Raw genomic sequence first — 24,057 nt, forward strand, 5'->3', positions numbered from 1 at the left:
CTCCTTTACTATGGAAACGGGTGCGGATGTGGATTTAATTGTTCATTTGTTAACGGTTCAGTGCTATATCCAAGTGTCATCGGTACGGTATAGACTCTATCTAATCCTGTAACACGAGTAAGGTGATGGCCGAATGTCATCGGTAACATGCCTGGAATAATGACTTTTACACAGTGTAGTCCGTTCTTTTCTATAAGGGGAACGGTTTGATCTACAACGATTATTTCAAGATTAGATTGATGCAAACGATTTAAAAGTTGGTGGAGATCGGATGTTAAATCCATATCAAATGACTGTGATACATTCATTTCTTGGAACGTTTGCACTGGTGCATCTTCTCGTAAAAGGAAGTGAAGACGTTCTTCCGTTTCTTTCAATCCGTACAGCATACTGTGGTCTTCCATTTTATTAACGAAATAAGGATCTTGTAAGCATTTTTCATAGTATTCTCTTTTGTGCTCGAGTTCATCGTCTGTTATAAGTAACATGCCTGCTATTTCTTGAATGGCACTTTTTAAAGCTCGAATAGGATCTAAATGAGCGCCTCCCGCACAAACAACGTTCATTCCATTTTCACGTGTATTCTTTGCAATTACCCATAAGCTCGGGATGCCGTGTTCCATCGTCGCGTTAAAAGCGTGTAATTCATATCCAGTAATCGTACGTAACCGCTGGATCATTAATTGTAATTCTGTATCATTTGCTGAACTAAGATCAAGGCGGGGAAGAGGTAATTCGGCATACCAAGTGAGTAAGAAGGCATCACGCTCTACAATTTCTAAAATGCCGTGAAAAATCGCTTCTTCTAAACTACCGCCAATTGCACATCCATTTGATGTTTCATACACGAAAGCATCTCGATGACCAAGGCTATAATAAGCAATTGATTCAGGAACTAAAAGCGGTCTGTTTTGTGATAAAGAATATCCCCATACCCAGTTTTGCTCATAATCAGGATCAAACGGCTTAAATGGAAAATTATCACGATTGTAGTGTTCATTTGTATGCACACCGAGTGTAAGGGGATTTAGTGCATGTTCCTCTAAATCATGAAAACTACCATGCACATTTGTCTTTTTCCCGCGAGGCGACATACCGCAATATCGTTCTAAACCTTCTAAAATAGCAGTTGCTTCACTCACTGCAAATGAATGAGTTCGGCCTGCAACACCTTCATTTCCAAACATTAATGGCATGTTTATAATGACGTCAGCGAATGGCAATAAAGAATGCTGCATTTTGCCGTTCAACATACCGATCCGATAATCTAAATAGTCTTTCGTTAAAAATGTGTTTAATTCATGAATGGAACGGCAGCGATACGTTTCGGTGCTTACTTTTAAACTCGGTTGTAAAGAAACTTCCGCCGCATCCGCAGTATCATCAGGTAAACTACTACATACAGGACAGAGAGGATCTGGAAGAAAAGAATGCCGCGTACATTGTAATGTTTGTAAGTTTAGTAAAATAAGTTCATTTTCTAAAGAAGAATGGTTATGAGTTAATATTTTTTCTGTTTCTGCGCAAATAAGATGGCACATTTGTAACATGCCATTTTGGGTGGCACGTACATCACGCCTCGTTCCATTTTCGGCTTTAAAGGCATATTTCCGCTGTAGTTCCCACATTTCTTTTTGATCAAAGCCAGCGATAAAACGGCGTCCATCAGAACAATGGGAACATCCGGGCGTAAGAGGATGAATGTAAGGACCGATAATACCTTCGCCAAATGAAGTGAAACCACGAAGCCACGGAATATGATTTGAGCGAAAAATTAGCTCAGCATCATGATGAATAGGAGAAGGAGATCCATCATGTAATACGAGAGCGAGATAAATATTTTCAGGAAGTTCTTCTGTAAGGGTATGCTGACGAATGATGGAATATTGTTTGCATAATTGATCATGTACATAGTCTGCAAGAAGGCCATCCCCTATAAGCAATATATTTTGAGTCATAGACCGTCCTCCTTTGCAATTAATACCCCATACACACCGTCTAAGTTTTCTTTCAAAAATGGTTCGATTGCTAAATCAAACACGAAGGGATAAAAATTATGTTCTTCTAAATGCTGTAAGGCAAGCTGTAAAGATTGCACACTTGGAATTTCTTCTTCCGCTTGTATTTCCACCCTAAAAGAATCCGTGTCATATAAAATAATAGATGATTCAGGCAAGATATTAGCTCTGTAAGGAGTCTCTTCACTTTGAATGTGGAGCAGTGATAGTTGTAGTGCGCTCCGTAACGCTAACGTCATATTAATATTAGATGCACCGTACCATTTATCATTTATACCAACCCAAACGACTGGAAAACTGAGAATCTCTTCACTCATTGCGATTTTAGGTGTTTCATGAATTGTAGCAAGGGCATCGTAATAAAATCTACAATGTTTATCGTGAATATCAGTTAAATCAATCGTTGTAAGTTCTTCTAGCATATGTGACTGCCGTTCATACAATTTATTATTTAAATGTTGTTGTAGTGCCCGGTAAAATCCTTCTGTCATCGTTTCTCCAGCGCCAATACCGATATCGTTATGTTCAGGAATAAGGCGGTGAATGATTTCTGCTACATATGTTTCAATTCCTGTTAAACCAGCTTCTCGGCGTGCTTCATTATGAGTTAATCCACTGCGAGTCATAAGAGGCAGAAGGGGAGCTGGGCCATCTGATAATGGATTGGCTACTTGAATATAGCATTGTGATAACGGTAATTGATATGAATCTTGTTCATCCCATACATGGAATATACCGGCTTCTTTAGAAGTTAATGAGTCGAAAAAGCGGAATACATCAGTTGAAGTATGTTGGTTGGACCGATGCTCAAGTTTTTCAGAAAGATTTTCTATCGTATCAATTGTAAAACTTTCATCAGTTGCAAGAGGGTGTTTTATAAAAGGATGCCACGTTCCTTCAAGTGTTTCATAGTTTAATAAAAAGAATTGTAATTCTTTTTCACGATATAAATCATCCGCGACATGTTTAAACAATTCAAAAACGATTACATTTGCTAACATTGCAGATGTAATTGGTGAGAAGGAATCTGATGAATTTTCATTTTGCAAAGTCGTTTCATGTAGCCGATGCCATGCGGATTCCCAGCATTCATCACGATTTTCCGTTACGACAGGTCCAGCTATACCGAGTGTTGATAAACAAATAGCTGGTATAAAATTCTTTTTCGTTTCTCTACAAATAGTGTGAACTGTTTTTAAACCGTCAATGTCTCCATTTTGAGAAACATATAAAATCCAATCAAAAGGTTCGAATACTTCATGCAAGGGACGGTCAATTGTAGTATCGATTTCTTGAATGAGTACACCGTTATCAACTTCATATGCACGTTCTATTAGCTCATGTATTCTGTCATAGTTTGTTTCATCTCGATCTGTAACGAGGTAATGAAATGTAGGTAAACCAGATTCTAATAAAGAAGAAACTAAAGAAGTAAGCATATCTCCGGAGCCAAGTACAAGGACATTTGCTCCGCGGTACGTTTCAAATTTTAAAGCACCTGAATGAGAATCAGCTTCTAAAAATTCAATTTGTGAAGCATATCTGTCGAGTAATGTACTGTTTAATTCATGAGGTGCATCTTGATTTGCATCGCGAACGAAACCATTTTCATATAAAACCTCTCCAATTTCAAATACACGATTTTGATAGGGGAGAGGGAGACCATCAGTTATTTCTGCTAAAGAATGATTACCGTTAAACATTGGCATTAATTTTTCAATCCAGTCATAAATTCCATCACCGTCCATGCGAAATGAACTGGCGTTATTTCGAAAATAGACACCCCCGTTTGAATCGGGCAGGAAGAAAGTATCCTTATTTACTTTAAGTTTTGCATGAATTGGAAGGTTATTCATTTTAATCCTCCTTACGTTTAGGCATACATTATTATCTTATGTCATGAAATTTGTCCCGTATGAACGCAAAAAAAGGCTGTAGAATGATGTATTCTACAGCCTTTATATATTAGATTATTAATCTATCAACCTTCTAATAATAATGATTTTGGATCTTCAAGCATATCTTTAACAGCAACAAGGAAGCTAACTGCTTCTTTACCATCAACAATACGGTGATCGTAAGATAAAGCAATGTACATCATTGGGCGGTTTTCCATACGCTCGTTATCAATTGCAACTGGGCGTACTTGGATTTTATGCATTCCTAAAATACCAACTTGAGGGCTATTTAGGATTGGTGTTGACATTAGAGAACCGAATACACCACCGTTTGTAATTGTAAATGTACCACCTTGTAGTTCTTTTAATGAAAGTTTGTTATCGCGTGCTTTCATACCTAAATTACGAATTTCACTTTCGATTTCAGCGAAGTTTAATTGGTTAGCATCGCGTACAACTGGAACAACTAATCCATCTGGAGCTGCTACTGCAATACCGATATCATAGAATTTTTTGATGATAAGCTCGTCACCTTGAATTTCAGCATTTAATAATGGGAATTGTTTTAATGCTGCAACAACTGCTTTTGTGAAGAATGACATGAAGCCAAGACGTACATCATGTTTTTTCTCGAAAGCGTCTTTACGCTCTTTACGTAATTCCATGATCGCACTCATATCAACTTCGTTAAATGTTGTTAACATTGCAGATGTTTGTTGAACTTCTACAAGACGTTTTGCAATTGTTTGACGGCGGCGGGACATTTTCACGCGCTCAACTGGTTTTTCGAATTCCGTTTTTGCAACTGGAGCAGGAGCTGGGCTCTTTGGAGCAGCTGGTGCTTCTTTTGATGCTGCAGCATGAGCTTGTACATCATGTGGTCTCACGCGTCCAAGTGGATCTGTGCTACGTACGTCGTTTAAGTCGATTCCTAATTCACGAGCCATTTTTCTAGCAGCTGGTGATGCGATAGGACGGTTCGTATTTGGTAAGCCTTGTAGACTCGTAGTTTGTTCAGCATTTGGAGCCGCAGCTTTCGGTGCTTCAGCTGTTTCTTGTTTTGCTTGCTCAGTAGGTGGTGCAGGTGTACTTACTGCAACTGGTGCTCCATTAGCATCTAAAATTGCGATAGTTGCGCCAACTTCAACTGTATCCCCAGGTTCGCCTAGTAACTTCGATACAATACCTGAATCTTCTGCAATGATTTCTACATTGACTTTATCAGTTTCAAGCTCAACAACGCTGCCGCCTTTCTCAACTTTGTCGCCTACGTTGATAAGCCATTGTGAAATAGTTCCTTCGGTAATAGATTCTGCAAGCTCAGGTACTTTAATTTCGATCATTTTAAATGTCCTCCCCTTATTTGCCTAACGGTGTGTTTTTTCTTCTTTTGTCTTCGGTAATCTCCATTTGTTAGCCTGGCCTTGGGCAGAATATCTGCCCAGGGAACAAGCTAGAAACCTTCATTATTACTTTTTAGTTGCTGAAAACTTCAATTTCTTGTTTATCTTGACGGAAGTTATACTTCACATCTAAAGCGTGTGCAACAATTAGTTCTTGCTCGGCTTTGTGAGCGAATGGATCGCCGCCAGATGGACTAGAGCGATCAGGACGTCCAATGTAACCTGTTTTCACTTTATCTCCAGCAAGTTCGAACAGAATTGGAGCCATGTAATGCCATGCGCCCATATTACGAGGTTCTTCTTGAACCCAAATGATTTCTTCTAAGTTTTTAAATCGTTTAATAATAGATTGAACTTTCTCAGCAGGGAATGGGTACAATTGCTCGATACGAACGACATGAACTTCGTCTAAGTTGTACTCATGTTTACCAGACTCGATTTCTGCTGCTAAGTCAATCGCCATTTTACCTGTGCTTAAAACAAGACGTTTTACTTTATTTGGTTTCGTGCCAAGGTTTTCTTGTTCTAAAGCAGGTTGGAAACGTCCTTCGCTTAACTGACTAGCAGTTGAAAGCGTAAGTGGGTGACGTAATAAACTCTTCGGCGTCATCAGTACTAATGGTCGAACAGCTTCTGTTCCTAAGATAGATGCTTGACGACGCAGGATATGGAAGTACTGTGCCGCGCTCGTTAAGTTTGCAACTGTCCAGTTATTCTCAGCAGCTAACTGTAAGAAACGCTCTGGACGTGCACTAGAGTGCTCTGGTCCTTGACCTTCATAACCGTGTGGTAATAGAAGAACTAAACCAGATTTTTGACCCCATTTTGCTCTTCCAGCTGAAACATATTGATCAAATAATGCTTGCGCAGTATTTGAAAAGTCACCATATTGCGCTTCCCACATAACAAGAGTTTCTGGAGCGAATACGTTATAACCATATTCGTAACCAACAACAGCAGCCTCTGATAACGGACTGTTATGAACAGAGAATGATGCATTAATGTTTGGTAAGCGATGTAATGGTGAATATGTTTCATTTGTATCAGTATCGTGTAATACGATATGACGGTGCGCAAATGTACCACGCTGTGAATCTTGACCAGTTAAACGAATTGGCGTACCTTCTTGTAAAATAGAAGCGAATGCTAATGACTCAGCAAGTGCCCATTCAATTTTACCGTTCTCTTCTAAAGCATCTTTACGGCGCTCAAGAATTTTCTTCACTTTCGGATATACGTTAAAGCCTTCTGGCCAAGATAGTAGACCTTCATTAATTGCACGAAGTGAGTCAATCTCAACACCAGTATCAATTGGTTGAATGCCTTTTGCAACAACATCTGGCACTTTAACGTGAATTGTTGCATCGCTCGTATCAGCTGGCGGTACTTGTGCATAATCTGATTTTAATTGTTCTTGCGTAAACTGAGTAATTGTTTCAACCTCATCTGCATTTAGAACACCAGCAGCTTGTAATTGATCTGCATAAATTGCTCTTACAGTTGGGTGATTTTTAATTTTTTTGTACACTTGTGGTTGCGTAACCGCTGGGTCATCCATTTCGTTATGACCATATCGACGGTAACCGATTAAATCGATTAAGAAGTCTTTTTTGAACAACATGCGATATTGAATCGCAAGGTTAGCAGCTGCAAGACAAGCTTCTGGATCATCAGCGTTCACGTGAACAATCGGAATATCGAAACCTTTTGCAAGGTCACTTGAATATTTCGTAGAACGAGAATCATAGCTATCAGTTGTAAAACCAACTGCATTGTTTGCGATAACATGAATCGTTCCGCCTGTTTGATACGCGTTCAATCTGCTTAAGTTGAGCGTTTCAGATACAATACCTTGACCAGGGAATGCAGCATCACCATGAACTAAAATTACGAATGATTTTGAAATATCTTGATCTGGAAGACCAGATTTTTTACGATTCTCTTGAGCAGCACGTGCGAAACCTTCTACTACAGGATTCACGAACTCAAGATGACTCGGGTTATTTGCTAATGTCACGCGAGTGCTAACTTCTTCGTTACTAACGACTTGTTCTCTACCTAGGTGGTATTTTACGTCGCCAGTCCAGCCAGAATTGGCTACTGCGCCTTCTATTTTTGCATGTTTGAACTCAGCAAACATGTGACTATATGGTTTTTCTAATACGTGAGCAAGTACGCTTAGACGACCGCGGTGAGCCATACCAATCATGACATCCTCTACGCCGTTCTTAGCACCTTCTAGAACAATTTCATCTAAAACAGGCACAAGCATATCAACGCCCTCGATAGAGAAACGTTTTTGCCCAACGAATGTTTTATGCAAGAATTGCTCGAAACCTTCAACAGCTGTTAAACGTTTTAAAAGAGCAGTCCGTTTTTTATTTGATAGTGGTTGACGCAATGAATTTGATTCCACCATTTGATGCAACCACGTGCGTTCTTCACTATCTTGTATATGAGAAAATTCATAAGCTAAAGATTTTGTATAAACGTCTTTTAATCTATGAATTACATCAAGTGCAGTGTGAATACCTTCTGGTGCATCTTGCCATACTGTTTTCGCTGGAATCGCTTTCAAGTCAGCATCGCTCAGTTCGTTCATTGCTTTCTCAAGAAGAGATTGTCCATTTGCAGCATCTTCCATCGGGTTGATGTGAGCCAACGTGTGCCCGAAAGAACGAATCTGCTCAACAAGTTGAACGACTTTAAGAATTTTTTCAATGTTACCTGTGTTTTGAGGAGAAAAATGTGTTGCTGTGTTGTCCCCTGTTACGACATCATCTTGAAACGAAGGAGCTCCAAAAATTTCAAAAAGCTCTTGTAATTCCGGATCAACAGAACCTGCTCCAGTTACGTAAAGATCATACTGTTCAATCACATAACCAAGGTTCGGACCGTGGAACTTGGCCCAAGGGTTTGTCGTTGTATTCTTCCTCGTCATTTGTTTAAACCTCCCAATGCATATAATCCTTTTCCATACAAAAGGTGCATTTTGCTCTTTTCAATAATTGATGAACCAATAATCAATGTAAATGTTTTCTTTACTCTTATGTTATTACAATAATTTACATAATACCAAACACTATTACTTATCTGTTTTTAAAAAAAACATTCACAATAACTTATCACCCAAGTTAATCTTTCACTTTATAAAGTAATTTTACAGAAAAATGGGGTGGATATATTTGGTATACCTACATTGAAAACTAGAATTGTTACATGTAAATATAAGTATAATCATTGGAATGTTTTGATAAAAGTTGATTCGAATTATGTATATTGAAATAATAAGCGCTTTCATAGATATTATACAACAATATAACGGAATATAGTATAAAAAATAAAAAATTATGAATTTACCATAAACTTTATTTCGATAGTGTTAAATATCGAAAGGAAAATGAAGGATTTCTACAAAAAAAGTGGTTAAACATAAAAAATGCTTTATAACCCGTTAGTTTCTATAAATATGCCAAAAAACACCGTAAAACAAATAACACATTGCATCTAATAAAGCAGAGAATGAAATATTTTAAAAGGATAAAACAAATATGAAGATATTAAATTTTTAAAAAAGTGAGGAGGAAATATAGTAACGATTACATACAGTGTTCCATGTTTTATTACAAAATAGACGTGCTGAAATCGAACAAGTTTCTTCTATTATAAATAGAACGAAAACTGATTGAAATAAATGTAAAGGAACCTTGACGTAAAGTTTACTTTACATATATACTCGATATATGGAAGGAGGGAGAAATTTCCTTGGAAAATAAAATGGTCGAATACCGAAAGAAATTTGGACTATCTCAAGAAAAACTGGCCGAGAAACTCGGGGTTTCCAGACAAACCATTATCTCAATTGAAAAAGGGAAATACGATCCATCACTTCCGCTAGCATTTGAAATAGCAAAAACATTTCAGACAACGATAGAACATGTATTTATTTATGAAGGAAAAGAAGGGGAGGAGTAAGAATGAACTATTCACAAAAGTACTTTGTAATCATGGGAATTATCTTTCTATTTATGAGTGGATTTATGATATTAACAGGTATAATGACGCATTCTGCACCGCCGGCTATAACGTATCCATTGCTTGGGATGATGATTATGAGTTTCTGCCTAAGCTACTTACACCCACAATTTAAAGAAAAAGATGAGCGAATGAAACTCATTCGTTATAAAGGAATGTTTGTAACCTTTTTTGCATTAACAGTATATTATCTTCTTTTCTCTATTGGCTTAAACTTAAAAATACTTACACTATCTGCTACTGAATTATTGAATATACTTATGGCACTTACGATGAGTACCGTCTTTATCTCATTTGTTGTTTTGGCAAAAAGATATTAAGATGGAAGAGAGAAAGGAAGATTAACATATGCAAATGATGTATGCTTTTGGCATTGGGCTTGTATTATTTTTAGCCGTATTCTTATTTATTCGTAAAGATGTTCAAGGTGGGACATTAACGAAGCGAGGATTTTATAAATTAATCGGCTGTTTAGTTGTTATGCTTATAGCGATTATTGTAATGATCGTATTAATTAATCAGTCACTATAGAATGTAAAAACGGAACTTTACTTCGGTAAGGTTTTTCTTTATTGTTAAACCTAAAAATTACCTCTAAATCAATTTAATGTAAATAAATTGTGTTATATAATCCAATGAACTGATAGATAAGGAGTGTAGTATATGAATAAAAAAACTATCTTCTATTTATTAACTTGTATACTACTTGTAGCTAGTACTACTTATATAATATGTAACAAAAGAGAACAAGTGCCACCTATATTAGTATGGGACGAACAAGAATACTATGTTACGAATGAACCTGCCAAAGTAGAAGAAGTTGGGCAAAAACTTGGCGAAGTAACAAAGAAAATTAAAACAAGTAAAAACCCTACTAAAAATAGAGAATCTAATACATTACAAGAGAAAACAGAAGTGTTTACAATGATTGAGGAAGAAAAAAGTGAATATCCGCCTTTAATCATAAAGGAAGCTTATAGTGATGAATATAGGGTAGTGAGGCCGATGTTGAAGCAAGTATTATGATGAAAAGGGGATTCATATGCAGAAAGAAACTGCGTATCTATGGTTGTTAAGAAAAACTTTTTCCTTTGCTTTATTTTGCCTCCTATCGGTGCATTTTACATTGTAATGAATAGAGGGGCACTACAAAAGAGAGACTTCATTTTATATTTATTATTTGCTGCTATTAATATATCACTTTGGTTATCGCTTATGATCTTTGATCGGACTATATGGATGGTAGTAGGGAACAGAAAATGTGGTTCATTTGTGCTACGGATACAGATTGATAGAAGAGAGGCCTTGTAGGAATGCTGCAAGGCTCTTTATATTTTTGGGAATTAATAGAAAATTAATCATATAAATGCTATACTAAAAAATGTTTGTAATGTCAGTTTCATAATATTGTATGATACTGACTTACTAGAAAAGATAATGAGGAGAATGAGCGTGCAAAAGATAAAGAGATTATTGCTATTAATGATGGTAGTAGGATTAACAGCGGTTGTTTTAGCAGGGTGTGCAAATCCGAAAGATACTACAGAAGAATTTTTAACAGCGATACAAAAAGGTGATGTAGAAAAGGCTCGTACATTTGTTGAGAGTGACAAGGAATTTAATAAACTAAATGAAAAAACAGATGATGCTGAGGCAAAAGCAATGCTAAGTGCAATTACAAAGAACTTTAAATTTGAAAAGCTAGAAGAAGTATCGAAAAAGGATGACAAAGCAGAAGTGAAAGTGAAAATTACATCTGCTGATCTATCCGTTGCTGTAACAAAAGCAGTGGGAGAAGTTATGCCAATGGCCTTCGCTAGCGCATTTAGCGAAGACAAAGAACAATCTGAAAAAGCGATTGAAAAAACAATGACCTCAACTATCATCAAAAACTTAACGGATAAAGATGCAGCAATGGCAACTCGCGAAGTTACATTGAACTTAAAGAAAGACAAAGATGGCGACTATAAAATCGTTGCTGACGATAACTTGAAAGAAGTATTGTTTGCCAATGCAAAGTCTTTGGAGAAGATGTTTGGTGGGAAGTAATTGAATTAGATAAAAAAGAGACACCATATCACGTAGAAGGTTGATATGGTGTCTCTTTTTTTATGACCCCGGAGAGGTTCGAACTCACGACCTCCACCCTGTCAAGGTGGCGCTCTCCCTGCTGAGCTACGGGATCCCAACTATAAATATTACCACCAGCAATGTGTTTTCATTTCATTCGTGTAATCGGAGAATTTATATAATTTGTTGAATATTGTAACATTTAATGTATTCTTATAATAACAACAAATTTCAATAGTGTAAAGATGTAATTTTCTGAATATTATCATTCCAATTTTTATATAAAAAAATAAGCCCCGAAGAGCTTATTTTAATAATAATATCACCGCAATTATCAATGATATTATCAAAAATAAAATCATAAATAATGGAACTCAGTCATGAGCTATCGCCCTGTAACTGTCATTCCTGCTGTGTAAATTGTATCAATAGAACCGTCAGCGTCTTTTATTTCGACTTTATAACGATATGTTCCATCCTCATAAATATCATCGCCATATCCTGTGAAAGTTGCAATTTCATCATTGCTTCCAGCTGGGACCCATTGATTTTGCCAACGGAAGTTGGTTTCAAATTCTCCCCATCTATCGCCATATTTCTTTTCAAGGCTGACATTGTAATGAATTTCTTCCGCTCGGTCATTTGTAATTCTTGCAATTACGCTGTTACCAAAAGTAACTTGTGTAGAGTGTACCTGAACTGTAACACCGTTCACCGTTTCGCTAGGACCACAAATATAACGACAGAACTCGCTTGCTCCGTCAGCATGTGCCTTCGGTGTATCAATGTTCATAGCTGTTAAACCACCTAAAGCTAAAGCTCCTGTTAATAATACTTTACCAAATGTTTTCACTTGAAATTCCCCCTAAGTATATTCTCAATTCGTTCCATAGATACCACATTAAGTAGTTTTATAACATTAATCTAATCGAACGCTTTTTTCCTCGAGTGTATTCGCTATGAATCTTTCATCTTGTAGTAATCTAACCTCTACATATAATTTCATAGTTTTGATTCCATATATGTATCATGATTTACATAGAGCAAATCTGTTAATACGTTTTGGTTATTTACTTATCACACTGCTTTTTATTACCTTTTATTGGTAAAACGTTGATTTTATTATATACCATTATTATCTATTTACAAGAGAAAATCATACTGTATGCAAAAATGCATAATAAAAAGCACTGCTTGTATTCTGAATTACAGAATACAAGCGGTGCTGAGTTTCAATTAATATTTGATTGGAACCTAATGCTAATTTTTTATGTTTAACAGTATACATATATCACTGTTTTTTAGTCATAATTGATAAACCTTGTTCAGAGGACGCTATTCCTGCTGGGCTACGGAATCTTCAAAAGGGAAAGTATAAGCGATTATGCTAGTAATGTATGAAGGGATAATGATAAGAAGAAAATTCAGTGAAAAGTAGTTTTTGAATGTAGCCGTTATATTATTTCCGGTATTTATCTAAAGGATTTTCATCGCTTAAATCAACAATTAAAGGGCATAAAAATAACAGTGGTAAAGCGGCGTTAGCTTGATGAAAAGTATCATTAGACATATATTGTCTTCCAAAACAATACGGACAATCTTTTTCAAATGTTATGAGAAGCGACCATACGTCTTTTACTTTCCACTTCGTTTTACAATACGTACAACGCGCCATTGAGTTCCTCCTCATTTTAAGGTGTTTTCTAATATATTCTACTTTATTGTACGAAAGTCATTTGAATTTGATGTGGCAAATTTCTGCGTTCTCTTTAATAAGTGGACTAGTTAAATCTCTACTATTCCAAACAAGAGCAACGTTTGCTTTTTGTTTTAAAATTCGTTGGCATTCAATTTTGAAAGCCTCTTTATCAAACCAATGAAATGCTTGGGCAACAGTTACTAAATCTACACTATTTTCTTTTAAAGTGGTATTTTCAGCAGTTGCTTTTATGGATTGAAAACGAGAATATAGTTTTAACGATTGCTCAGCCATCTTCCTCATATCATTATTTGGCTCAACTCCAATAACATGTAAACCACTTTCAAGCAGCTGGCGGCTAAATATCCCCGTACCCGTACCTGAACCAATATCAGCTACAATCGGATTTCCTTTCAGTTGGTTAGCTGAAAGTAAGTAATCAATATATTCATTAGGATAACTAGGACGATATTGTGCATATATATCGGCCCTGTCAGTAAAATTTTCTGTTGTTTTCACAGTACTACCTTCTTTCTTACAATATTATGTACAGAAATAGAAATTAAATATGAATTTCGGCATCAGTCTCTAAGTCTACCACTTAAGAGTCCAGCTAAATAGAAAGCCTCAGTTTCTGTATTCAAATATCCTTCATCCGTTTAGTATACTATTTTAGATAATATCTTCCAAAAGGCTATAATGGCTTACTTAAATAAATCCACATAACTGTATGTTTTTATGAATTTATTTAATAATTTATGAGCAGTTATATGTCGTATTACGTTTACGTAGGTAAGAGATTTTCATTTTTGCTATTTAAATTGGCCAATATATCCTTTTTACAATTTACTGAAAATCATGTATAACAGAGATACAAGATTATTTTATAAATATTCAGGAGTAGAGGGAGAAAAGTTGTAATGGTAAGAAAAACGTTCAAGATGCGCGTGTCTAGAAATAGAACGATTTCGATTAATGGATCGATTCTTGATGTGGATGTTACACATGATGAATTTTTACAAGAGTTTGTTGAGTGGGTTGATTCTAAAGGTTGGTCGTTTATGGGGATAACGGATGAGATTACGCCCGAGGAAGCTAGTCAAAAGTTAATAGATTCGTTGATTGATGAGAAGGATAAGAAAGAGTAATTCCTTCTTATTTTTATTGTATATTTATGTTCTTTATCGTAAAAATATGATATAGTAAAAAATAGTGAAAATTCTTCCAGTTTAATACAAATTACATATGATTGGTAGATATATTATTTTGTTAAGGGATTAAATGGAAAAGGGAGAGTCATATGGTAAATTTTAAGAAAATTTTGGTTTTTATTACAGTTATTTGTTTGTTTTTGTTGACACCTATGACATTGCGTGCTGAGACGAATATTGGAGTAAATCCAGAACAAGTTGCACCACCACCTGCGGAAGGACCAAATGTTTTTAGTCAGTTTGCAACGACAATTGATGCGAAAACAGGAGATGTTTTGTATGACAAAAACGCATATCACCGCGCATATCCTGCTAGTACGACGAAAGTGTTAACAGCGATTCTACTCATGGAGCATACAAAGCCAGAGGATCAATTTACATTTTCACAATTAGCATTAGATCAAGAGAAGAGTAATTATCAAATTGAGTTTCAACCTGGAGAGACAATTAATAGAAATACTGCGCTTATGATTTTAATGGTGCTGAGTGCGAATGATGTGTCGTATGCGATTGCGGAGCGGATTGGCGGGAGTGTTGAAAATTTCGCCAATATGATGAATGAGAAAGCGAAGCAATTAGGAGCGAGAGATAGTCACTTTGTAACACCGAATGGATTGCATGATCCGAATCATTATACGACGCCATATGATATGGCTATGATTACGAAAGGTGTGCAAAATTATCCTGAAATTTTACAAGCGATGAATACGAAAAGAACGACAGTTACGACGTCTAGGCAGACGGTGTCTATTTTTAATAAATCTAATTTTTTTGAAAATCCATATAGCATTGGCGGTAAGACAGGGTTTACGAATGAAGCGCGTAATACACTTGTTTTATTAAATGAGAAAGATGGAAATCGTATTATAAATGTAGTAATGGCTTCTCAAAGACCTGAAATTTATGAAGATTTGAAGCAGATGGCGGACTATTCTTTTGGTCAATTTGTGAAGCAAACTGTACTAGATAAACATAGTTGGCATCAAAAAACAACATATTTAAATAAAGATATTAATAGTGAACTTGAAAAAAGTGCAGAACTTATGCTTAAGAAAGATGAAGGGAAAAATGTGAAAACTATTTTCCGGGCAGCTTCATTAGATAAAGAATCTTTGTATCATAAAGGAATTCATCGTGGTGAGGTAGTTGGTGCAGTTGATATTACGAAAAATAATCAAACAATTGCGACGGTAAATGTTCTTTCAACAGAAGATGTCACTTTTGCGATGCCTAAAAAAGATACAATTGTATCAGAAGAAAAAGAGTCAAATGTGAAAGTAATAAGTTTTGGGGTAGGCGCACTTGTACTATTTGGAGCCATTTTATATGTAGTGCTACGCCGAAATACAAAAGGAATGAAAACAGAAGAAAAATAACGTATTAGTAAAAAGGCTGTGGAGATTTTATCACAGTCTTTTTCTATGCTAAAAATACTTTTAACTAATAATTGTAAATTTTCTTATTGCAATAACCTAAAGTTCGTTATATCATTTACTTGTGTTCTTGTTAAAGAACGCAATGAACATTGCATACTTCAAATAATATAAAACAACGGAGAGGGAGAGAGTCGATGAAATTAATTTGGAAGGTAATTAGCAACGCGATCTCATTTGTTTTATTTGCATTGATGGTGTTTTTAGCTTTTGTAGTTATTTCTTCAAAAGCAAGTGGTGGTGATCCCACAGTGATGGGATATCAATTTAAGAGCGTTCTTTCAGGATCAATGGAGCCAACGTTTTTAACAGGATCAATCATTGCAATAGAACCAAACAAAGATGGTTCTAAATATCAAAAAGGTGATGTTATTACCTTTAAAGAGAAAGATCAAAAAATTATCACTCACCGTATTATCGGTGTAAAAGATACAAATGGAAAAGTAGTGTATGAAACAAAAGGGGATAACAACAACGGACCAGATTTAGAGCCAGTACTTGCAGAAAATGTAGTTGGAAAGTATGCAGATATTACAGTTCCGTATGTTGGGTATTTACTGAATTATGCGAATTCAAAAGCGGGAGCAGCATTACTTCTTATTATTCCAGGAGTCTTTTTACTTGGTTATTCCGCGATTTCTATTTTTGGTGCTATTCGTAGTATTGACGGAGAAAAGAAAGATAAAAAAGTAGAACAATCCGTCTAGTTCGTTTGGTTATACTTTCCGTTTAGGAAGTTAACAAATATATATTAAGGGGATATGGACATGACTTTAAAGAAAAAATTAGGAATGGGTATTACATCAGCAGTACTAGGAGCAGCGTTAGTTGGTGGAGGAACATTTGCGTTTTTCAGTGATAAAGAAGTGTCAAACAATACATTTGCGGCTGGGACACTGGATTTAGCATTAAATCCATCAACAGTTGTTAACGTATCGAATTTAAAACCTGGGGATACAATTGAAAAAGAATTTAAACTAGAAAATAAAGGCTCTTTAGATATTAAAAAGGTTCTACTGAAAACAGATTATAATGTAGAAGATGTAAAGAAAGATAATAAAGATGATTTTGGTAAACATATTAAAGTAACATTCTTAAAAAATGTAGATAAGCATGAGACAATTGTGAAACAAACTACTTTAGATAAATTAAAAGGTGACACACTTACAGCTGTAGATAATGATTTATCGGCTTGGTTCTGGGATGAAAAAGGTATTTCAGCAGGTAAATCTGATAAATTCAAAGTGAAATTTGAGTTCGTTGATAATGGAAAAGATCAAAATCAATTCCAAGGCGATAAGTTACAATTAAATTGGACGTTTGATGCACAACAAACAGCAGGTGAAGAAAGATAATAACAAAAAGGGCTATCACATGGATAGCCCTTTTTCTATTTTTCTAGTATTTGTCTATCAATTTTAATAGTTCTTTACTATAATATAGATAATGTTCTGTATAAAGAACGTAATGTTCGATGGGGGAGATTAAGATGCTGAAAAGACCGCGGAATTTTAAAAAGATGCTTATATTGCCGTGTATGTGTTCTATTACGTTTTATTTAGGATCTCAAATTATGACGTATACAGAAGCGGCGTTCATTCATGAAACGAAAGTGGAAGCGACGCTTTCTACAGCAATTATATTTCCGAAAACAGTTAATACGTTAAAAGAGCAATCTGAGAAACATAAACAGTTTATTGAGCGTGAGTATGGAACGATGAAGGGGAAATCGAAAGCAACTTCTATTGAAGAAATAAAACAGGCGATTTCTGTATGGCAACAAGGGCGTGAGAAAATTGTTGCTGAGAAGGAAGCTCTGCAAAATGTATATACTGAAATAGAGGCTCCTTACAATCAAATACAAGAAGAATTAAAGGTAAATAAAGATGAGTCGATGCAGCAAGTGTCCGTATATGTAAATGAAGGCTTTCGCAGTATCAAAGAGAAACATGACTATATTGAGAAAGAAATTAGCTTGAAAGCTATTGATGAGCAAATTCAGGCTCTTCAGCAACAATTAAACGTTGCAATTGAAGCGGAAGGACAAAAGAAAGCAGAAGAACAAAAGAAAGTAGAAGAACAGAAGAAAGCGGAAGAACAGAAGAAAGTAGAAGAACAGAAGAAAGCAGAAGAACAGAAGAAAGCAGAAGAACAAAAGAAAGTAGAAGAACAGAAGAAAGCGGAAGAACAAAAGAAAGCAGAAGAACAAAAGAAAGTAGAAGAACAGAAGAAAGCAGAAGAACAGAAGAAAGTAGAGGAACAGAAGAAAATAGAAGAGCAAAAGAAAGTAGAAGAGCAAAAGAAAGCAGAAGAACAGAAAAAAGCGGAGTAACTGCTGTAGTGAAACGGCTGGAAAACAAGAATGTGGTGCAAGAGATAATGAACGAATAAGCAAAACTAGTAATATTTATATGAGTGTGAGGGAACGTTAGCCCTCACCTCTTTGTTTTTCTTATAGTATTAAATGCATTTGAGTGTGAAAAAAGTTATAAATCATCATTCTTTTTTCTGAAAAATCTAAATAATATTGAGAAATAAAAATAATTGAAAATATTAATAAATATGTGTTGTGTTTATATAGGGTTGTTCGTTATAATGAACATAAGGTTTTTAAAAAAGAACACATATTAGCTAAGCTAATATAGTTTTCTTTACATCTCTTATTGAAAAATAAGTGATAAAAATATAAAAAAAAGCTAGGGGGAATTGATTGTGAGTCTGAAAAAGAAATTAGGTATGGGAGTTGCATCAGCAGCATTGGGGTTAGCTTTAATTGGTGGAGGAACATTTGCATTCTTTAGCGATAAAGAAGTATCAAACAATACATTTGCAGCTGGGACGTTAGACCTTACATTAAACCCTAAGACGCTTGTAGATATTAAAGATTTAAAACCAGGGGATTCTGTTAAGAAAGAGTTCTTATTACAAAACAGCGGTTCGTTAACTATTAAAGACGTTAAATTAGCAACAAAGTATACTGTTAAAGATGCAAAAGGTGATAATGCTGGTGAAGACTTTGGTAAGCACGTTAAAGTAAAATTCCTTTGGAACTGGGATAAACAAAGTGAGCCTGTATACGAAACAACTTTAGCAGACTTACAAAAAGTTGATCCAGATCTTTTAGCTAAAGACATCTTTGCTCCTGAGTGGGGAGAAAAGGGTGGATTAGCAGCTGGTACAGAGGATTATCTATGGGTACAATTTGAATTTGTAGATGATGGAAAAGACCAAAATATCTTCCAAGGTGATACATTGAATTTAGAATGGACATTCAATGCTAACCAAGAAGCTGGGGAAGAAAAATAATAAAAAAGCGGGTATTCCCGCTTTTTTTTATAAAGAAAAAGAAGTGCTGGTTGTAAGCACTTCTTTCTATTATTATTTTTGATTTTGCTTCCACTTTGTAAATTCAAGAAATTCACGAAATTGTTCTTTGGAGACACCAGAGTTCATTGCATCTTTAACGAGTTGTGTCCATTCGGAGTCTAGGTTAGTTGCCTTTGTTGTTTCATCATGAAGTAAAGTATCAACTGGAATTTGTAGAACTGCTGCGATCTTTTCAAGAAACTGAATGGAAGGGTTTTTTTGTAAATTTCGTTCTATAGAACTAATGTAAGATTTAGCAACGCCAGCTTTTTCGGCAAGTTCAGTTAATGAAATACCTTTTTGTAAACGAAGGCGTTTTATACGTTCTCCAATCATATTTGCGCACCTTTCTATCAATATGTAGTTGTCTTATGATGTCATTATTATAACATAAACTTCGTTAAAAAGAACAAACCTATTGAGCCTGACTGGATGGCTTCATACGTTGGAAAAATTGTTCGATGTCTTGCATGGCGATACCAGCATCTAGAGCTTCAAGTATTAAATCAATCCATTCTTGATCCAGTGCGTCTGTCTTATCTTTGTACAAATGTAATTCCTCCCTAATTATCGGTCATAATTGCTGCTACAGAATACATGATAATGCAATCGGACTTTGTGTTTTATATAGTGAATTATCAAATACTTTGTAGATGAAACAAAGATAAAATCCCCATTAAACTCCCTCTATGGAAATTATAAATTGTTCGATAAAAACTTTCAATATTTTCAGAAAACATTGTTGAATTGTGATATATCCGTATGCTAACTATGAAATTTTTACAAATATATTAAAAACATTACATAATATGACTAAATATTGAAAAAATATTGAATTTTTAATAAAATTTAATTTGTAATACATATTATTTATTAGGGGAGGAAATAAGGGATGAACAAGAAACCGTTCAAAGTTTTGTCATCAATCGCTTTGACAGCTGTATTAGGCCTTTCATTCGGAGCTGGCACTCAATCGGCATATGCTGAAACACCTGTGAATAAAACAGCTACGAGCCCAGTGGATGATCATTTAATTCCAGAAGAGCGTTTAGCAGATGCACTGAAAAAACGTGGGGTAATTGATTCTTCAGCTTCAGAGAAAGAAACAAAGAAAGCTGTTGAAAAGTATGTAGAGGACAAAAAGGGTGAAAATCCTGGGAAAGAAGCAACAAATGGGGATCAACTTACGAAAGAAGCATCTGACTTTTTAAAGAAAGTGAAAGATGCGAAAGCAGATACGAAAGAAAAACTAAATCAGCCAGCAACAGGGACACCTGCAGCGACAGGACCAGTTAAAGGCGGACTAAATGGTAAAGTACCAACTTCTCCAGCAAAACAAAAAGCATATAACGGCGATGTTCGTAAAGATAAGGTACTTGTTTTACTTGTAGAGTACGCTGATTTTAAACATAACAACATCGATAAAGAACCTGGTTATATGTATTCGGAAGACTTTAACAAAGAACACTATGAAAAAATGTTATTCGGTGATGAGCCATTCGCGTTAGAGGATGGAAGCAAAATCGAAACATTTAAACAATATTACGAAGAGCAATCCGGTGGTAGTTACACAGTGGACGGAACAGTTACAAAATGGTTAACAGTTCCTGGTAAAGCTGCTGATTATGGTGCAGATGCTGCTACAGGTCATGATAATAAAGGACCAAAAGGACCACGTGATCTAGTAAAAGATGCATTAAAAGCAGCTGTAGATAGCGGTCTTGATTTATCACAGTTTGATCAGTTCGATCAATACGATGTAAATGGTGATGGAAATCAAAATCAACCAGACGGTTTAATCGATCACTTAATGATTATTCATGCGGGTGTTGGACAAGAAGCTGGCGGTGGTAAATTAGGTGATGATGCAATTTGGTCACATCGCTGGACAGTTGGACCAAAACCATTCGCAATTGAAGGCACACAAGCGAAAGTTCCATATTGGGGCGGAAAGATGGCAGCATTCGACTATACAATTGAACCAGAAGATGGCGCAGTTGGTGTATTCGCGCATGAATATGGCCATGATTTAGGTTTACCAGATGAGTATGATACAGACTATACGGGTCATGGTGAGCCAATTCAAGCTTGGTCTGTTATGAGTGGCGGCAGCTGGGCTGGTAAAATCGCTGGAACAACACCAACGAGTTTCTCACCACAAAATAAAGAGTTTTTCCAAAAAACAATTGGTGGTAACTGGGCAAACATCGTAGAAGTAGATTACGAGAAATTAAATAAAGGTATCGGTCTAGCAACATATTTAGACCAAAGTGTTACGAAATCTAACCGTCCAGGTATGATTCGTGTTAACTTACCAGATAAAGATGTAAAAACAATTGCACCAGCATTTGGTAAACAGTATTACTACAGCACAAAAGGTGATAATCTTCATACAACGTTAGAAACACCACTGTTCGATTTAACGAATGCAACGAATGCGAAATTTGATTTCAAATCGTTATATGAAATCGAAGCAGAGTATGATTTCCTTGAAGTACATGCTGTAACAGAAGATGGTCAAAAAACGTTAATTGAAAGACTGGGCGAGAAAGCAAATAGTGGAAATGCAGATTCGACAAATGGAAAATGGATTGACAAATCATATGATTTAAGTCAATTCAAAGGTAAAAAAGTAAAATTAACGTTTGAGTACATTACGGATGGTGGTTTAGCATTAAATGGTTTCCTACTTGATAATGCGTCATTAACAGTAGATGGTAAAGTTACATTCTCAGATGATGCTGAAGGTACACCACAATTAAAATTAGATGGTTTCGTTGTATCTAGCGGAACAGAGAAGAAAAAACATAACTACTACGTAGAGTGGAGAAACCATACTGGATCAGATAGCGCATTGAAATTTGCTCGCGGTCCAGAATATAACTCAGGTATGGTTGTATGGTATGCAGACTCAGCTTACGCAGATAACTGGGTTGGTTTACATCCAGGACATGGTTTCCTTGGTGTAGTTGATTCTCATCCAGAAGCAATTGTAGGAACTTTAAATGGTAAACCAACAATTGATAGTAGTACACGATTCCAAATCGCTGATGCGGCATTCTCATTCGATAAAACGCCAGCTTGGAAAGTTGTATCTCCAACGCGTGGAACGTATACGTATGATGGCTTAGCGGGTGTAGCGAAGTTTGATGATTCGAAAACGTATATTAATCAACAGATTCCAGATGCAGGACGTATTTTACCGAAGCTTGGTCTGAAGTTTGAAGTAGTAGGACAAGCTGATGATAATTCTGCAGGTGCTGTTCGTTTATATCGTTAATACTGTGAAACTACCGAGAGATTTTCTTTCGGTAGTTTTTTTGTGAGCAATGAATTTTATATAGTTGAAAAAGTCATATATAATGTAACTTTAAGAATAGAAATTTATTATATATGAAGTCTATATAAATAATGAAAGAACTGGATAAAAATAGTGGGAGAAGGTGAGTGAATGAGTATTTCCTCTATTGTAAGTAGGCAAAAGGAATATTTTTTAAAAGGGCATACGAGAAGCATCGAAATGAGAAAGAATAATTTGAAGAGGCTTTATGAAGGCATTCAGCGTTTTGAAGAAGAAATATTTCAGGCATTGAAATTAGATTTAAATAAGTCAGTTCACGAGTCGTTTACAACGGAAGTTGGATATGTATTAAAAGAAATTTCTTTTCAATTGAAACATATGTCATCGTGGAGTAAACCAAAGCGAGTTCGAACAGCACTGACTCATTTTGGATCAAAAGGAAAAGTAGTGCCAGAACCGTATGGTGTTACGCTTATTATTGCACCGTGGAACTATCCGTTCCAATTAGCAATTGCACCACTTGTAGGAGCACTGGCAGCTGGAAATACAATCGTTTTAAAGCCGTCAGAGTTAACGCCAAGCGTTTCAAAAGTGCTTAAGAGAATGTTAGGTGAGTTATTCCCAGAAGAGCTTGTAGCGGTAGTAGAAGGTGGCGTTGAAGAGAGTACATCTTTGCTGAGGGAACCGATTGATTATATTTTCTTTACTGGTAGTGTTGGCGTTGGAAAAGTTGTAATGGAAGCAGCAGCGAAACAGTTGACGCCGCTTACGTTAGAACTTGGCGGGAAAAGTCCTTGTATTGTACATAAAGATGCAAAGATAGAGATGACAGCAAGAAGAATTGTTTGGGGTAAGTTTTTAAATGCAGGGCAGACGTGTGTAGCGCCTGATTATATGTACGTGCATTCTTCCGTGAAAGAAAAGCTAATTGAGGCAATGCGACATGAAATTACAGAGCAGTATAGTAAAGAACCTTTGCAAAATGAAAATTACGTGCGTATTGTAAGTGAGCGTCATTTTGAACGATTATGTCGATTTTTACAAGATGGTCAAGTCGTAATTGGTGGAAACTATAAGAAAGATACATTACATATTGAGCCGACAGTACTAGCGGATACTACATGGCAAGATGCTGTTATGGAAGATGAAATTTTTGGCCCGATTTTACCAATCATAGAGTACGACAATATAGAAGATGTAATTGGCACAATTCAGCAACATCCGAAGCCGTTAGCGTTATATGTATTTTCTGAAGATAAAGAAGTACAAAAGAAAGTGACGAGTAATATTTCATATGGTGGAGGCTGTATTAATGATGTTGTCTATCATCTTGCCACGCCATATTTACCTTTTGGGGGTGTTGGAAGTAGTGGATTAGGGGGTTATCATGGGAAAGAAAGTTTTCGGACTTTTTCACATTATAAAAGCATTTTAGCCCAATCTACAGCATTCGACATGAAAATTCGTTACTCTTCTACAAAAAGTGCTTTAAAATTCATACGAAAGTTGTTAAAATGATGATGGTGTTTATCAGTAGGCGCAGCCGTATGATAATAGCCCCTTCGCAATGGAAGGGGTTTTTCTGTTCGACGTTATGTATCATGCGAAAATGAATCAAACATA

General features: G+C 35.9%; 21 protein-coding genes, 1 tRNA gene and 2 pseudogenes. 14 read left to right on the top strand and 10 right to left on the bottom strand.

The window, feature by feature from the left end:
- Window positions 1-8 precede the first annotated feature (8 nt).
- The 4 genes from DOS87_RS06550 to odhA form a co-directional block, all read right to left on the bottom strand.
- Window positions 9-1,958, bottom strand: coding sequence for a TOMM precursor leader peptide-binding protein (locus tag DOS87_RS06550; protein ID WP_000192991.1), 1,950 nt, complete (start codon window positions 1,956-1,958; stop codon window positions 9-11).
- Window positions 1,955-3,874, bottom strand: a complete 1,920-nt coding sequence (locus DOS87_RS06555) for a putative thiazole-containing bacteriocin maturation protein (protein WP_001061548.1) — start codon at window positions 3,872-3,874, stop codon at window positions 1,955-1,957. Before DOS87_RS06555 ends, DOS87_RS06550 begins: the two co-directional genes overlap by 4 nt.
- Window positions 3,875-3,999: 125 nt before the next feature.
- Window positions 4,000-5,259, bottom strand: coding sequence for a 2-oxoglutarate dehydrogenase complex dihydrolipoyllysine-residue succinyltransferase (gene odhB / locus DOS87_RS06560; protein WP_098578288.1), 1,260 nt, complete (start codon window positions 5,257-5,259; stop codon window positions 4,000-4,002).
- A gap of 133 nt (window positions 5,260-5,392) precedes the next feature.
- Window positions 5,393-8,260: a 2-oxoglutarate dehydrogenase E1 component gene (gene odhA / locus DOS87_RS06565; protein WP_000197142.1), complete on the bottom strand. Its 2,868-nt coding sequence runs from the start codon at window positions 8,258-8,260 to the stop codon at window positions 5,393-5,395.
- Between the two features lie 824 nt (window positions 8,261-9,084).
- Between odhA and DOS87_RS06570 the strand changes: the two genes are divergently transcribed.
- From DOS87_RS06570 to DOS87_RS06590, 6 genes and pseudogenes are all read left to right on the top strand, one after another.
- Window positions 9,085-9,294 carry a helix-turn-helix transcriptional regulator gene (locus DOS87_RS06570; RefSeq protein WP_000428510.1) on the top strand — a complete coding sequence of 70 codons (210 nt, stop codon included), beginning with the start codon at window positions 9,085-9,087 and terminating at the stop codon, window positions 9,292-9,294.
- Between the two features lie 2 nt (window positions 9,295-9,296).
- Entirely contained in the window at window positions 9,297-9,674 is a 378-nt protein-coding gene (locus DOS87_RS06575) for a hypothetical protein (protein WP_001109904.1), read from the top strand.
- Between the two features lie 28 nt (window positions 9,675-9,702).
- The gene (locus DOS87_RS06580; RefSeq protein ID WP_001178294.1) at window positions 9,703-9,885 is read left to right on the top strand and encodes a DUF3976 domain-containing protein; all 183 of its coding nucleotides are present in this window, start codon (window positions 9,703-9,705) and stop codon (window positions 9,883-9,885) included.
- A gap of 132 nt (window positions 9,886-10,017) precedes the next feature.
- Window positions 10,018-10,380: a hypothetical protein gene (locus tag DOS87_RS06585; RefSeq protein WP_001036577.1), complete on the top strand. Its 363-nt coding sequence runs from the start codon at window positions 10,018-10,020 to the stop codon at window positions 10,378-10,380.
- A gap of 16 nt (window positions 10,381-10,396) precedes the next feature.
- Window positions 10,397-10,665 (top strand): annotated as a pseudogene (locus DOS87_RS30485) (hypothetical protein).
- A 141-nt stretch (window positions 10,666-10,806) separates the two neighbouring features.
- The gene (locus DOS87_RS06590; RefSeq protein WP_001169502.1) at window positions 10,807-11,403 is read left to right on the top strand and encodes a DUF4878 domain-containing protein; all 597 of its coding nucleotides are present in this window, start codon (window positions 10,807-10,809) and stop codon (window positions 11,401-11,403) included.
- Window positions 11,404-11,466: 63 nt separating this feature from the next.
- Here DOS87_RS06590 and DOS87_RS06595 read toward each other — a convergent pair.
- The 4 genes and pseudogenes from DOS87_RS06595 to DOS87_RS06610 all read right to left on the bottom strand — a co-directional run.
- A tRNA-Val gene (locus DOS87_RS06595) sits at window positions 11,467-11,539 on the bottom strand.
- Between the two features lie 270 nt (window positions 11,540-11,809).
- Window positions 11,810-12,277 carry a hypothetical protein gene (locus DOS87_RS06600; protein ID WP_000846651.1) on the bottom strand — a complete coding sequence of 156 codons (468 nt, stop codon included), beginning with the start codon at window positions 12,275-12,277 and terminating at the stop codon, window positions 11,810-11,812.
- 606 nt (window positions 12,278-12,883) lie between these two features.
- Window positions 12,884-13,099 (bottom strand): hypothetical protein, encoded by a 216-nt coding sequence (locus tag DOS87_RS06605; RefSeq protein WP_000090226.1) that lies wholly within the window; start codon window positions 13,097-13,099, stop codon window positions 12,884-12,886.
- Between the two features lie 75 nt (window positions 13,100-13,174).
- Window positions 13,175-13,642, bottom strand: a pseudogene (locus DOS87_RS06610) (class I SAM-dependent methyltransferase); the annotation flags it as partial.
- 401 nt (window positions 13,643-14,043) lie between these two features.
- Here DOS87_RS06610 and DOS87_RS06615 point away from each other — a divergent pair.
- The 6 genes from DOS87_RS06615 to calY all read left to right on the top strand — a co-directional run bounded on the left by DOS87_RS06615 (window position 14,044) and on the right by calY (window position 19,073).
- The gene (locus DOS87_RS06615; protein WP_000251862.1) at window positions 14,044-14,271 is read left to right on the top strand and encodes a hypothetical protein; all 228 of its coding nucleotides are present in this window, start codon (window positions 14,044-14,046) and stop codon (window positions 14,269-14,271) included.
- Window positions 14,272-14,423: 152 nt separating this feature from the next.
- A complete protein-coding gene (locus DOS87_RS06620) occupies window positions 14,424-15,710 on the top strand; it encodes a D-alanyl-D-alanine carboxypeptidase family protein (protein WP_000247023.1) in 1,287 nt (428 codons plus the stop codon).
- Window positions 15,711-15,904: 194 nt separating this feature from the next.
- Entirely contained in the window at window positions 15,905-16,474 is a 570-nt protein-coding gene (sipW, locus tag DOS87_RS06625; RefSeq protein WP_000767804.1) for a signal peptidase I SipW, read from the top strand.
- Between the two features lie 60 nt (window positions 16,475-16,534).
- Window positions 16,535-17,122 (top strand): CalY family protein, encoded by a 588-nt coding sequence (locus tag DOS87_RS06630; RefSeq protein WP_000172852.1) that lies wholly within the window; start codon window positions 16,535-16,537, stop codon window positions 17,120-17,122.
- Window positions 17,123-17,256: 134 nt separating this feature from the next.
- Window positions 17,257-18,099 (top strand): DUF4047 domain-containing protein, encoded by an 843-nt coding sequence (locus DOS87_RS06635; protein WP_118961645.1) that lies wholly within the window; start codon window positions 17,257-17,259, stop codon window positions 18,097-18,099.
- Between the two features lie 380 nt (window positions 18,100-18,479).
- The gene (calY, locus tag DOS87_RS06640) at window positions 18,480-19,073 is read left to right on the top strand and encodes a biofilm matrix protein CalY (RefSeq protein ID WP_000053713.1); all 594 of its coding nucleotides are present in this window, start codon (window positions 18,480-18,482) and stop codon (window positions 19,071-19,073) included.
- Between the two features lie 72 nt (window positions 19,074-19,145).
- Here calY and DOS87_RS06645 read toward each other — a convergent pair whose 3' ends face one another.
- Together DOS87_RS06645 and DOS87_RS06650 are read right to left on the bottom strand one after the other, a co-directional pair.
- Complete coding sequence (locus DOS87_RS06645; RefSeq protein ID WP_000578875.1) at window positions 19,146-19,469, bottom strand: helix-turn-helix domain-containing protein; 324 nt, start codon at window positions 19,467-19,469, stop codon at window positions 19,146-19,148.
- Window positions 19,470-19,548: 79 nt separating this feature from the next.
- Window positions 19,549-19,683, bottom strand: coding sequence for an anti-repressor SinI family protein (locus DOS87_RS06650; RefSeq protein ID WP_000276219.1), 135 nt, complete (start codon window positions 19,681-19,683; stop codon window positions 19,549-19,551).
- Between the two features lie 342 nt (window positions 19,684-20,025).
- On the opposite strand from DOS87_RS06650, the gene inhA1 reads away from it, so the two are divergent.
- On the top strand, window positions 20,026-22,413 hold the full coding sequence (inhA1, locus tag DOS87_RS06655) for a M6 family metalloprotease immune inhibitor InhA1 (RefSeq protein WP_001035950.1): 2,388 nt from the start codon (window positions 20,026-20,028) through the stop codon (window positions 22,411-22,413).
- Between the two features lie 171 nt (window positions 22,414-22,584).
- The gene (locus DOS87_RS06660; RefSeq protein ID WP_000028385.1) at window positions 22,585-23,952 is read left to right on the top strand and encodes an aldehyde dehydrogenase; all 1,368 of its coding nucleotides are present in this window, start codon (window positions 22,585-22,587) and stop codon (window positions 23,950-23,952) included.
- The last annotated feature ends 105 nt before the right edge of the window (window positions 23,953-24,057 follow it).

It is taken from the genome of Bacillus sp. CR71, from assembly GCF_003429245.1.
GTDB lineage: Bacteria > Bacillota > Bacilli > Bacillales > Bacillaceae_G > Bacillus_A > Bacillus_A thuringiensis_S.